At 70.9% G+C, this 11,820-nt stretch carries 10 protein-coding genes; 2 read left to right on the top strand and 8 right to left on the bottom strand.

The genetic code is table 11. From position 1 onward, the window contains the following. Window positions 1-79: 79 nt before the first annotated feature. The 4 genes from AB0F13_RS11415 to AB0F13_RS11430 all read right to left on the bottom strand — a co-directional run bounded on the left by AB0F13_RS11415 (window position 80) and on the right by AB0F13_RS11430 (window position 3,873). Entirely contained in the window at window positions 80-391 is a 312-nt protein-coding gene (locus AB0F13_RS11415) for a WXG100 family type VII secretion target (RefSeq protein WP_362078867.1), read from the bottom strand. A 55-nt stretch (window positions 392-446) separates the two neighbouring features. Then, a complete protein-coding gene (locus AB0F13_RS11420; RefSeq protein WP_362078870.1) occupies window positions 447-836 on the bottom strand; it encodes a WXG100 family type VII secretion target in 390 nt (129 codons plus the stop codon). A 143-nt stretch (window positions 837-979) separates the two neighbouring features. Beyond that, complete coding sequence (locus tag AB0F13_RS11425; protein WP_362078873.1) at window positions 980-2,386, bottom strand: PQQ-binding-like beta-propeller repeat protein; 1,407 nt, start codon at window positions 2,384-2,386, stop codon at window positions 980-982. 53 nt (window positions 2,387-2,439) lie between these two features. Next, on the bottom strand, window positions 2,440-3,873 hold the full coding sequence (locus tag AB0F13_RS11430; protein ID WP_362078876.1) for a PQQ-binding-like beta-propeller repeat protein: 1,434 nt from the start codon (window positions 3,871-3,873) through the stop codon (window positions 2,440-2,442). A gap of 148 nt (window positions 3,874-4,021) precedes the next feature. Between AB0F13_RS11430 and AB0F13_RS11435 the strand changes: the two genes are divergently transcribed. After that, complete coding sequence (locus AB0F13_RS11435; protein ID WP_359372736.1) at window positions 4,022-4,264, top strand: DUF397 domain-containing protein; 243 nt, start codon at window positions 4,022-4,024, stop codon at window positions 4,262-4,264. Window positions 4,265-4,312: 48 nt separating this feature from the next. Here AB0F13_RS11435 and AB0F13_RS11440 read toward each other — a convergent pair whose 3' ends face one another. The 4 genes from AB0F13_RS11440 to eccB all read right to left on the bottom strand — a co-directional run bounded on the left by AB0F13_RS11440 (window position 4,313) and on the right by eccB (window position 10,209). Continuing rightward, window positions 4,313-5,767, bottom strand: a complete 1,455-nt coding sequence (locus tag AB0F13_RS11440) for a PQQ-binding-like beta-propeller repeat protein (RefSeq protein ID WP_362078879.1) — start codon at window positions 5,765-5,767, stop codon at window positions 4,313-4,315. Between the two features lie 66 nt (window positions 5,768-5,833). Further along, the gene (locus AB0F13_RS11445) at window positions 5,834-7,303 is read right to left on the bottom strand and encodes a PQQ-binding-like beta-propeller repeat protein (protein WP_362078882.1); all 1,470 of its coding nucleotides are present in this window, start codon (window positions 7,301-7,303) and stop codon (window positions 5,834-5,836) included. A gap of 14 nt (window positions 7,304-7,317) precedes the next feature. After that, window positions 7,318-8,604 (bottom strand): type VII secretion-associated serine protease mycosin, encoded by a 1,287-nt coding sequence (mycP, locus tag AB0F13_RS11450; protein WP_362078885.1) that lies wholly within the window; start codon window positions 8,602-8,604, stop codon window positions 7,318-7,320. A gap of 12 nt (window positions 8,605-8,616) precedes the next feature. Next, window positions 8,617-10,209, bottom strand: a complete 1,593-nt coding sequence (eccB, locus tag AB0F13_RS11455; RefSeq protein WP_362078888.1) for a type VII secretion protein EccB — start codon at window positions 10,207-10,209, stop codon at window positions 8,617-8,619. 196 nt (window positions 10,210-10,405) lie between these two features. On the opposite strand from eccB, the gene eccE reads away from it, so the two are divergent. Further along, window positions 10,406-11,689: a type VII secretion protein EccE gene (gene eccE / locus AB0F13_RS11460; protein ID WP_362078891.1), complete on the top strand. Its 1,284-nt coding sequence runs from the start codon at window positions 10,406-10,408 to the stop codon at window positions 11,687-11,689. The last annotated feature ends 131 nt before the right edge of the window (window positions 11,690-11,820 follow it).

Consider the following 11,820-nt stretch of genomic DNA (forward strand, 5'->3'; position numbering starts at 1 on the left):
TGGGCCGGGCCGGGCTGCACTCGTACATGGCGGTTCCGCTGATCGCCCGGGGCGCCGCCCACCCCTTGCGCGACGCCGGTCAGCCGCCGAGGCCCTGGAACAGCCCGGCCGCCTTGCGGTCGGTGTGCTGGTACTGCGCGCTGCCGCTGTCGATCTTGCGGGCGACGTCATCCAGGACCGACTGGATGTGCTTCGCCCGGGCGTCCCACTGCTGCTTGGCGGCCTGCATCATCTGGAAGGCCTCGCCCTCCCAGCCGTGGGTCACCTTGTTGACCGCGGCCCAGATCGCCTCCAGCTGCTGGTCCACGACCTTGGCGGCCGCCCTGATGTCGGATGCCGTGTGGCCCAGCCCGCTGTACTGAACCTTGAGAATTCCGTCGTTTCCGGACATGCGTCCCCCACTCGTCTCACGTACTCGGTAATGGAATGCCGCTCGGGCAGATGCCTCAGTAGGCGTCGATCCTGCTTTCGAGACCGGCACTCAGACCGGTCTGCGTGCTGCCGGCGGCCAGGTGGCCGCCCGCAGCCGAGCCGTTGACGTCGATGCTCTTGAAACTTGCCATGACATCAGCGTCGTTGGCATGGCTGGACTTACGGGTGAGGGCGACCGCGTCGTGGATGCCGTCGATCAGCCGGCGTACGGCGTCGTGGTCGTCGTTCAGCTCCCGCTGTGCGCTCACGAAGGCCCTCGCGGCCTCACCGGACCACGCCCCCTGCGCCTGAGCGACGGCGTTCACCAAGGACTTCAGGTTCGACGACAGCGCCGCGCTCGCTTCGCGGATGCTGTTCTCGAACGCGATGAATGCCGCATCGTCAATCTTCTGGATACCCGACATGTTTCACCTTCCCCCAGAGTTGATGGCGCATCGAATGGCCTGGAAATTCGCACCTGACAATCTAGTCGACCCCACTGTCACCACCCCGGGCGGCCGGTCGCGTCCGACGCCCGTCAGGGGGCTTCGATCGCGGCCGGTCCCCGTCAGGGCGCGGCGACCGCGACGACCACGTCCGTGTCCACGGAATCCAGCACACCCTCGTTGACCAACAACAGCAGCCCCTCCTTGAGATGCGCGACCGCGCCCTTGCGCGCGAGGCGCCACTCGGTCGTTCGGAGGTCGTCGGCGAGCCGGGTGGTGCGGACCGCTTCGCCCGTGCGGGCGGACACGCGGCTCAGTTCGCCGACACGCTCGGGGGTCCCGGCGACGTAGACGGCGAGCTGCCCGCCCTGCACCGCGACGGGGAACGCCGTCCGATTGGCGTCGGCCTTGTACGTCCACTTCTCACGACCGTTCGCCAGGTCGTGGGCGGTCGTGGACCCCTTGCGGGCGACGTAGACCGTGTCCCCGTCGACGAGATATTCCGGGCATTTGCTCATGCCGGACGAGCAGGCGCTGGTCTCGTGGTCGCGCCGGAGCTCGATGCGGGAGCGCTCCTTGCCGTCGCCATCGAGGGCCACCACTTGCAGGGGGCGAGCCTGTCCGACGCTGATGAGCAGCACGACGGGGCTCGTCGAGATCACACCCGCGACGTCCTCCCCCTCGCGCCCCTCCCATGTCCACCGCGGACGGTCGAACGCGTCCGGGTTCTGCGAACGCACCGTGGTGCGCTGTCCGCAGCGACGCTGCGTCAGCAGGTGGGCCCCTCCGGCCGCGCCGACGATGCGGCACTCCTTCTCGGGCGATTCCCCCACCGTCTTGCCGTCGCCGAGGCGGATGACCTTGGCTCCCGTGGCCCAGGTGATCAGGCCGTGACCTCCACTGACTGCCACTTCCATTTCCACCTGCCATTTGTCGGGCCGGAAGTTGTCCAGATCCGGATCGCCGATGGTGTGGAGGGCAATGGGCTGCGAATAAAGCCGGGAGCCCCGGCGGATGTCGATGACCGTCATCGCATCGCAGGTGCCCGACTTCTTGAGGGCGATGAGCACACGGTCCGCGTCGGCGTCCCTCGACGCGGCGCACAGGACGCCGTCGAGTACCAGGGACCACTGCTTCGTGCCGGTCTTCAGGTCGTAGGCCGTCATCATGTCGGGTTCGGCCTTGACCACCGTGCTCCGGGTGAACCAGGTTCCTGACGCGTGCTTGGCGCTCGGCGACGGCTCGGTGCGGGCGGCCTTCTTCCAAGCCTGCGCGCCGGCGGCGACGGCACTCGGAGCGTGTGCCGCGGAGGGCTCGGCGTCTCCCTCATGGCCGGCCCATACGGCATAGGCGCCACCGCCGGCGAGCAGCAGGAGGAGCAGCAGCCCGATGACCCAGGCCTTGCGGCGCCCTCCTCGCGGCCCCGGGGCGCGGCCCGGCGCGTGTGAGGGTATCGAGGGCGGGGGCTGGAGCGGCGGCAGGGGGTGGGACGGGGGCTGCGGCATCGGGTTCTGCGGTGGGTGGGGCACGGAGGACTCCGGTGAACTGTCGGCTGAGGCAAAGGGGGCAGTAAGGCGGTGGCTCAACTGAACGACAGCATCAAGTTCTCGTTCCTGAGCGCCGCATTCGAAACGATGAAGAGCCTGTCGTTGCGGAAATACACCTCGCCCAGAGCGGCGACTGCGCGTTCCGTCTCGGAGCTTTCCGCCGGCAGCCGCTTGAACACGGTCGCCGCACCGTCGCGCGGGTCGAGGGTGACCAGTTTTCCGCCCTCCCCCGATTGCGGCATCTGGTAGATGAGCGGCTTGTCCCCGATGAATCCGATGGGTCTGCCGACCCGGTTGCCGCCGGCGTTGCTCTCCCAGCGCTTCTCGCCCTTGGCCAGGCCGACGGCGATGATGCGGTTCTCCGTGGTGCTCGCCGCGGTCTCCTTGTCCCCGGTCGCCAGGTAGACCGTGTCCTTCCGAACGACGGCGTCGATCGTGCCGCCGTCGTCCGAAAGGGAGATGACGGCCCTCGTCCGGCCCTCGGGGCTGATGCTGATCAGGTCCGTGGCGGTGATCGGGGTGTCCGTTCTGCCGACCGTCACGACGACGGGATCCGCGGAGAGCACTCCCCGGACGGTGAGGCCTTCCGGCACCTTCCAGGTCCAATCCTCCTTGCCGGTACCGGGGTCGATGCGCTGGACGAACTCACGGTCGCTGGCCGTGGAGCACCGGAGCACGGAGAGCAGGGTCTTCCCGTCCGTCACGGACCGGTCCTCCATGCAGTTCTCGGCAATGCTGAGCCTGGGGTGCTCCAGGACCTCCCCGTCACCGGCCGCGAAGGTCGCCGACTCGCTGCGGCCCATGACCTTGACCCTGTCCCTGATCACCACGACCTGCGGGTCGCCGTAGTCCGAGGAACGCTCGTCATGCAGCGGAATGCGCCGATCCCACTTCTGCCGCCCGCTCTTGAGGTCCACGGCCATCAGGCCGGTACAGGCGTCTCCGTCCTTCCTGTACATCACCGCCACCGTGTCGTCGTCGGGCCTGCGCGAAGCCGAGCACAGCTCCCCCGGCAGCGCGATCTTCCACTGCTCCTTGCCCTGGCGGACGTCGAGGGCGGTGATCTGCCGGTCCCAGGTGCGGATGACGTTGCCGTGCGCGAACCATGTGGCCGGGTGCTTGGGGTTGGGGAGTGCCTTGTCCTTGTCGGGGTTGGGGACCATCCAGTCGAGGCGGGTGTCGACGCGCGGCGGCGCGGACGGCCCGGCCCGGTGCTGCGGGGCCTTCTGTGTCCTCCCCCACAGCAGCCATCCGCCTCCGCCCAGGCCCGCGATGAGCGCGAGCGCCAGGACGACGATCAGCGCCTTGCGCCTGCCGTGCGGCGCTCCGCCCCCGCCGGGGGCCGCGCCGAATTGCGTGGGCGGCGGTCCGAAGCCCGGCGGCGGCGTGGAGCGCCGGGCGATGTCGGTGTCCCAGATCTGGGGCGTGCGGGCGGGTCCGTCCGGCGTGGACGGTGGCGGTTGCGTCATGGAATGAATGGCTTTCTGTCCTACGGAAATACAGTCGGTCGGGGGGCAGGTGACCGAACTCCCGCCGCCGTGCCCTCGCCGGTTGCTAGCGTCAGCCGCGGTGCCTCGCACCCGTACCGTCGGAAGATCGGAAGAGGAGCCCTGCCCAGTGGCCACTGAAGAAGAGAAGGAAGCTCTGTACGCCATGGACATCTCGGGCGCGGAGTGGCTCAGCGCGCCGGGTGACACCTCGGAGGAGCGCGTGGAGATCGCCTATTTGGAGGGCGGGGCGGTGGGAATGCGGTCGTCCGCCGACCCGGACACGGTGCTGCGGTACACCAAGAGCGAGTGGGACGCGTTCGTGCTGGGTGTACGGGACGGCGAGTTCGACATCGAGGTCGAGGAGGCCTGACGGCGATGTCACGACGTGGGGGCGTGCGGGTGCATGCCCCCACGGGCGTCAGCCGTCGTTCGCCGGGGCGCTGATCGCGTAGATCATTCCGGCCTGGTCATCCGCGAAACCGCCGTCGTTGATCAGGAGGAGGCGGTCGTTGACCAGGCGGGGGAAGCCCTCGATCCTGGACATCATCGCCTCGTTCTTGCGGTCCTTGTCGCGGTCCGAGTGCTCGACCGTGCGGACGGGCTTGCCGGTGGAGGCGTCGAGGTAGGTCGTCCGGCCGCGGCGGTCGGGGGTCGCGACGGTGTAGGCGGCGACCTGACCGTTCCGCACGGCCACGGGCGTGGTGTAGCGGTTGGCGTCGGCCTTGTAGGTCCAGCGCTCCTTGCCGTCGGCCAGGTTGTAGGCCGCGGTGACGCCCTTGCCCGCGACGTAAAGGGAGCCCTTGTCGACCAGGGCGCCGGTGCAGCCGGACATCGGGAGGAAGCAACTGCCCAGGAGCCAGTAGCTGTTGTAGGCGACGCGCGCCTTCTCCTGTCCGGTGTCCGGGTCCAGGACGACGAAGTCGTAGCGGGCATCGGCGCCGCCCTTACCGGGGGCCTGGCTGAGGACCAGCGGATTGGTGGAGATGATGGTGACGAAGCCGTCGTTCCGGTCGATGGTCCGGCTCCACTTGGGCTTGTCCAGCTTCCTCGGGTCGAGGGAGCGCAGCTTGATGTCGCGTGTGCCGTCGCAGTAGGTGATGGATATCAGCCGCTCGCCGCCCGCGGAGTCGACGATTTCGCAGGCGTCGTGCTTCTGCTCCTCGACGCGCTTGCCGTCACTGAGACGGCGCGTCTGCTCGCCTGTGGCCCATGTCACGTAGGCATGGCCGGCGTGGAGGGCGATCTCGGGACCGCTCTTGCCCCACTTGCGGGGATCGAGTGCGTCGCCCGCCTCCTTCTTCTCGACGAGGAGTTCCTCCCAGGTCCGGTGGCCGTCACGCAGGTCGAAGGTCATCAGGTGGGTGCAGACATTCTCGAACTCCACGGCGATGACCGCCACGTTCCCCTCGGCTTCCCGGGAGGCCGCGCAGAGCGAGCCCATGAGGAGGAACGACCACTTCTTCTCACCGGTCTTGATGTCGTAGGCCGTGACCATGTCCGGCTCGGCCTTGACGACGAGCGAGGAGGTGAACCAGGTGCCGAGCGCCTCCTTCATGCTCTTGTCGTCGGGCTTGGTGCGGGAATCCGCCATCCACACCACCGATCCGGCGGAGGTCTTCGCGCTTTCGGCCGGCTTCTTCTTCCCCGACGGCTCACCGCCCAGGAACGACCACAGCCCCCAGCCGCCCGCCGCGACCACGAGGGCGAGGACCAGGCCGATGAGGGCCGGCTTGCGCCATGCGGGACGGCCGGGGCCGGGAGGTGCCGGGGATGCCGCGGAGGGCTGGGGGAACGGCGGCGCGAGCGGCGGCATGGGCGTCGACGGGCGCTGGGGTGGATAGCCGTACTGCGGTGGCTGGGGCGGCTGGGACACTGACTGGGCTCCTGCGTTCTCGTTCTGCGGCTCTCGGCGGGGACTTCGCGGATCAGTGGTCACCGGTCAGTGGAAGGACATCATCATCGTTTCCGTCGCCGTCATGCCTTCTTCCGGGACCAGGTAGAAGCGGCCGTCCCGGAAATAGGCGGTACCGCCGCGGAGTCCGAACTCCCGCTCCACCGAGTCCTGGGGCAGCTTCATGAAGACCGTGGATTCGCCGTTGGCCGGGTCGAGGGACAGCAGCTTTCCGCTCTCGTCCCGGGTGGCCTGCTGGTAGACGAGCAGGCGCCCCTCGTGCATCGCCACGGGCCGGCTGGTGCGGTCCTCGGCCAGCGGAACGGTCCAGCGCGCCTTGCCCGTCTTCAGGTCGATCGAGGCGATGGCGTTGGGGCTGGAGCCGTTGTCGATGACCTTGTCGCTGCGCGTGGCCAGGTAGAGCGTGTCCCCGTCCGTCACCGCCCTGCGGCAGGAATCCAGCAGACGCGGCTTGCAGTCCCCGAATTCGTACGGGCCGGCGGAGACGGATATCAGGTTCTTCAGCCGGCCCTTGTCGTCGAGCACCACCAGATCCGAGGGGTCGTGATCGTTCTCCCGCGCCACCGCCAGCACGGGAGGCTGAACGGAGAGGACGTTCAGCACCGTGATGCCGTCGAGGACCTTCCAGGTCCACTTCTCCACGCCGGTCCTCGGGTCCACGTTCATGACGAACTGGCGCCCGTAGATCTGGCACTGGGCGACAGTGAGCTGCTGGGTGCCGTCCGCGACCGCGCCCTGCTGCCGGCAGCCGAAGTCCAGGGGCTTGCGCCGCTCTCCGCTGCGGGCATCGAACACGCGTGGTTCGAGCCCGCTCGACAAGGTGACGACGCCCCGCGAGAAGGAGATGTTGGCCGTGTCGTGGGAGTCCTTCCTGCCGCGGGAGTCGGTGAGCTCCTTGGACCACAGCGTGCGCCCGCGCTCCAGGTCGACGGCCATCGCCAGGTCGCATTCGAACTCGCCCTTGCCGTAGACGACCACCGCGATGCCGCCGTCCGGCTCCGGCGAGCGGTTGCAGGCGAAGCCGGGGACGGGAACGGTCCAGCTGGGCTTGCCGGTCTCCACGTTGTAGGCCGTCACCGTCTTCTGCGTGGACATCACGACGTTGTCCTTCACGAACCACGCCGGGGCCATGCGCTGGGCATGCTCCTTGTCCGGCGAGGGCATCGGGATCACCCACTCGAGCTTGGCGTCGACGGCTTGGGCCGGGCCCTTCTTCTTGTGGGCGGAATCGTTTCCGTCCCGCCCCCACAGCAGCCAGCCGCCCGTGCCCGCACCGGCGACCAGCAGCAACCCCAGCCCGATGGCCAGGGCCTTGCGGAGCTTGCCGGAACCACGCGTCGGGGAGCCGCCGCCGGAGCTCTGCGGGGGCGGGCCGAAGACGGGCGCCGGTCCGAAGCCGGGCGGACCCGTCTGCCGCTGGTCGAAGCGCGTGTCCCAGACCTGGGGCGGGCGCTGTGGTCCGGGTGGGGGTGTTGGCTGAGTCATGGGTTCCTTCATGCGGTGCCGCTCCTTCAGGGCAGGCGGCGGCGGTTACGGTCTCGTACGACCACGGCCGAACCCGCGATCGCGGCGACCAGGGCGGCCGTGCCGCCCAGGGTGTACGTGGCCAGGCGCGCCTGTCGCTCCCGCGGCGTCTCGCCCAGGGGGAGGGCCGCGGGACGGGGGGCGGCGACTGCGTGCGCCGGGCCTTGGGGGGTGGTGACGCGGTCCAGGGGGTGGTCGTCCTCGGTGAGCGCCCGGACGGGGTCGACGACACCCCAGCCGATGTGCCGGTCGCGGCCGTTGACGGCGCGCTCGGCGGTCTGCTGGATCTGGGCGACGACCTGGTGCTGCTTCCAGTCCGGGTGCTTGGCCCGGATGAGGGCGGCGACCCCGGCGACGTAGGGCGCGGCGAAGCTGGTGCCGTGGTCGACGCACTGGCCGCCGCCGGGGACGGTGGAGACCATGTCGACGCCGGGCGCGGCGACGCCGACGAAGTCGCCGGACTGGGAGAACGGCGCGCGCTCGTTGTTGCGGTCGGAGGCGCCGACGGCGAGGACGCCGTGGTAGGCGGCCGGGTAGGTCGCCCTGGACTTGCCGTCGGCCCCGTCGTTGCCCGCCGAGGCGACCACGACGACGTCCCGGGCGAGCGCGTCCTCGACGGCGCGCTCCAGGTCGGAGTCGGGGCGCAGGGGGGTCGTGGTGTCCTGGGAGATGTTGATGACGCGGGCCCCGGCGTCGACGGCCTGCTTGATGCCGACCGCGAGGGTCCGGGAGGTGCCGGCGCCCTTCTCGTTGTTCTGCCGGATCGGGATGATGACCGATTCCGGGGCGATCCCGACGAAACCGCTGGTGGCGGAGGGGCGCGCCGCGATGATGCCGGCGACCTTGGTGCCGTGGCCGACGGGGTCGGTGGTGGGGCCCTTGTCGGCGTCCTTGGCGTCGGAGAGCAGGTCGGAGCCGGCCTTGGCGTCGACGGCGTCCTTCAGCTGCGGGTTCTTGACGTCCACGCCGGTGTCGATGACGGCGACGCGGACCGGGTGGCCCTGGCCGTCGCGGCCCCTGGTGTCCTGCCAGAGCTGGTCGAGGAGCACCCGCTGCAGCGACCAGGGGGTGCCCTTGATGGGCTTGGCGGGGTAGGTGCACTCGCCGCTGCCGTCCAGGGCGGGGCGGGCGGTCAGGGGGGCGTCCGCGGCCTCGTCCGCGGCCGCGCGCTCCGGTGTGCCTCCCGCCCGGTCCCCGGCGGCGGCTGTGGCTGCGGCCGCGGCTCCGGTGAGCGTCGCGAGGAGCGCTGCTGTCAGCATGGCTGTGGTTCGCATACGGGCGTCCCTCTACGAACCCTGCGGCTGCTTGGCGCTGTTGGTGTCCAGCCGGGGTCCCGTCGGCAGGAACTGCGACCAGTTCGCGGGTACGGCGACGGGCTTGACGTTCTGGTAGCCCAGCCTGGCCCGGGCCTGGTCCGCCTCGGCGGGCGCGGGCGCGGCCGTCGCCCCCTCCGAGGCGTCCGGCGTCGCACCGGCCGCCGGCTCCCGGCCGATCCTCGACTGGGCCGTGGCGCTGTCGCTGTTGGTCTGGACGGAATACCGCAGCCCGGTGTCGGTGACGAGGAAGACCGCGCCGCTGTGCGTCTGGCGCCCGGTGACCTGGCGGTAGAGGAGGCCGGAGCCGGGGGTGACGTAGGCGCTGGTGGCACCGTCGGGGATGGTCGCGGGGTAGTCCTTGCCGGCCCACACGCCCAGGTCGGGGGTGCCGTCGGCGTCCAGCCCGCCGAAGAGGCTGCACACGGTGTCGTGGGCGTCGCCGCCGGCCAGGGGGTCGGTGGAGTTGGCCTGGCGCGGCACCTGCGCGGGCCAGTGGGAGGAGCCGTGGAACTCGTCGGCGTCGGGGTTGAAGTCGGCGGCGCTCACCCGCTCGGGCGCGCCGGCCTGGCCGAGGGAGGAGAGGGTGCGGCTGCTGAGGAGGAGCTTGGCGACGAACTCCGAGACCCGGGCGACCTTTCCGGGCAGCACGACGTAGTGCTGGGTGGTCGTTCCGGTGGGGGCCTGGAGGATCATGCCGACGCGGTTTGCCTTGGCGCTGAGCGTCGGCACGCCCGCGGGGGCGCCGGCGCTGCCCTTGATCTCGGGGAAGGTGATGGGGGCGCCCTCGTCGAAGGTGCCGAGCCACTCCTTGGTGACGCGCTGCGGCTGTGCGCCGTCGTGGAAGAGGGCCCGCAGGAGGAGGTTGCGGTCGGCGGTGTCCTGGCTCTTCCAGTCGGCGCCGCCGAGGAGGTAGCGGGTGCCCTTGGGGTCGATGAGGTAGCGGGCGTCGTCGGGGCCCTGTACGTACAGGGCCTGGCCGCCGCGCAGGCGTTGCGGGCCGCTGAGTTGCTTACCCTTCGGATCCCCCGCGGAGAAAAGGAAAACCGCCTTTTGAGTGGTTTTACCGTTGCCGCCGGGTTGTTGGCAGACCGCCCACTGCTTCTCTTTGCCCGCCTGGGCGGCGGTGGGCATTCGGTCCGGTGCGTACGGAATGCCGAGTGTGGGGCCGCGCGGAATATGGCCGTTGTCGAGCTCGGATTCCCGGACCTTGATCACTTGGCCCTTGCCGGGGGCGAGAAGGAGGCGGGCGGAGGCGAGATTGAGGACGGGGTGCAGCTGCTTCCTGCCGTCCGTCGTGAGGACCACGTACCGGGTGGTGGAGTCGCTGCCGACGATGACGTGGGCCTCGGCGTCGTCCCAGCCCTTGGGGGCGACGGGCTTGAACACGCCCCATGCGCCGAACCCAGCGACGAGCAGGGCGCCGGCGACGATGCCGGGCAGGACCGTGCGCAGCGGTCGCGGCGCACCCTCCTCCGAACCGCTGGGCGAGGGCTGCAGAAAGGCGGCAACTGTCCGTTTCTTCGCGAAAGTGTAGGCGTTGAGTTCGTCCCGCCGTGATGCCATGTCGAGCCGTTTCTCCCCCGTATTCGCTGCGGCCTCGCCTCGGCCGGCCGGGGCCCGCCCTATCGGGCCCGGTGTCGTACCGAGCCTCTACTATGCCCGTAGGTGATCGGCACTTGTCGCCGGGGGACGGTACCGGCAGAGGCGACGGCCGATTCCCGAGCGTGCATTGAGGGATATTTGAGGGGGCTTGACGGTAATGGCTGCCGCGACGCGCGTACGGGCCTCGAACGGCCCGGGGGCCGGTGACGCGGTCGTCCCCCGGTCCGCTCCGGGGCGGGGCGCGCTGGGGCCGGTGCGGCTGCAGCAGCTCGTGCTGGTCGAGGTGGCGGCGGCCGTGGTGCTCGCCGGTTGGGTCGCCGGCGGCCTGTTGCTCGCGCCGGCGGTGGTACTGGCCGTGGTGCTGCTCCTGTTGGCCCTCGTGCGCCGGGGGCGGCGGCCGGTCACCGAGTGGCTGACCGCCGCGGCGGCGCTGCGCCGGCGCCTGCGAAGGGCCGCGGCCGAACCGGTGGCCACGGGCACCGATCCGCGCCTGGCGCCCGTCGTGGAGTGCGAACCGGCGCTGCGCACCGACTCCTTCACCGACCGCGAGCGGCGTTCGGTGGGGCTCGTCGGGGACGGCACGTTCCTGACGGCCGTGCTGCGCGTCGACGCCGTGGACAGGCCGTTGCGCGCGAACAGGGTGGAAAAGGCGCTGCCGCTCGCCCTGTTGCGGGACGCCATGGAGGTCGACGGCATCGTGCTGGAGTCGGTGCAGGTCGTGCAGAGCACCCTGCCCGCGCCGGCCCCCCACCTGCCCGGCCAGGCACTGGCCGCCCGGAACTACACGCCGCTGCAGGCCCTTACCGGCTCCCCCGCCGTCCGCCAGACGTGGGTGGCGCTCAAATTCGATCCCGAGCTGTGTCCGGGGGCCGTCGAGGCGCGCGGCGGTGGCGCCGAGGGGGCGCGCCGGTGCGTGCTGCGGGCCGCCGGCCAGTTGGCGAGCCGGCTGCGGGGTGCCGGTTTCGCGGCGACGCTGCTGTCCGAGGACGGGCTGACGGCCGCGCTGGCGATGGCCGCCGACGTCAACCCGGCCGCCACGGCCCAGGCCGGCCGTACGGGCACGCCCGTACGGCGGACCGTCGAGAGCTCCCGCGCCTGGCGGTGCGACGACCGGTGGCACACCACGTACTGGGTGAGCCGCTGGCCGCGCCTGGGCGCGGGCGGCGTCGCCCTGCCGCAGCTGGCCGCGCTGCTCACGTCGCTGCCCGCGCTGTCGACGACACTGAGCCTGACGCTCGGCCGCGGTGGGGCCCCGGCGGGCCGGCATGCACCGACGATGACGGGACATGTGCGGATATGCGGACGCAGTGCGGATGAATTGGGTGCGGTCCGGCGCGAGTTGGAGCGGGCCGCGCGGGCGGTGAAGGTCGGTCTGGTGCGGCTGGACCACGAGCAGGTGCCGGGCGTCCTCGCCACGCTGCCTCTGGGAGGGACTCGTTGATGAGCACGCCCGCTTCGGTGCCCCCGCAGACGGCGACGCCGTCACCCGGCCCGGCGGCGGGGCCCACGGTCGCGGCCGGGCCCACGGTGGAGCCCGCGGTGGCGCCCGCGGTGGCGCCCGCGGCCGGGCCC

The sequence above is a fragment of the Streptomyces sp. NPDC026206 genome (assembly GCF_040638465.1).
Taxonomy (GTDB): Bacteria; Actinomycetota; Actinomycetes; order Streptomycetales; family Streptomycetaceae; genus Streptomyces.

What these genes read in the sequence shown, in the direction of transcription:
- AB0F13_RS11415 (WP_362078867.1), bottom strand. Translation starts at nt 391, where the DNA reads ATGTCCGGAAACGACGGAATTCTCAAGGTTCAGTACAGCGGGCTGGGC.
- AB0F13_RS11420 (WP_362078870.1), bottom strand. Translation starts at nt 836, where the DNA reads ATGTCGGGTATCCAGAAGATTGACGATGCGGCATTCATCGCGTTCGAG.
- AB0F13_RS11430 (WP_362078876.1), bottom strand. Translation starts at nt 3,873, where the DNA reads ATGACGCAACCGCCACCGTCCACGCCGGACGGACCCGCCCGCACGCCC.
- AB0F13_RS11445 (WP_362078882.1), bottom strand. Translation starts at nt 7,303, where the DNA reads ATGAAGGAACCCATGACTCAGCCAACACCCCCACCCGGACCACAGCGC.
- mycP (WP_362078885.1), bottom strand. Translation starts at nt 8,604, where the DNA reads ATGCGAACCACAGCCATGCTGACAGCAGCGCTCCTCGCGACGCTCACC.
- eccB (WP_362078888.1), bottom strand. Translation starts at nt 10,209, where the DNA reads ATGGCATCACGGCGGGACGAACTCAACGCCTACACTTTCGCGAAGAAA.
- eccE (WP_362078891.1), top strand. Translation starts at nt 10,406, where the DNA reads ATGGCTGCCGCGACGCGCGTACGGGCCTCGAACGGCCCGGGGGCCGGT.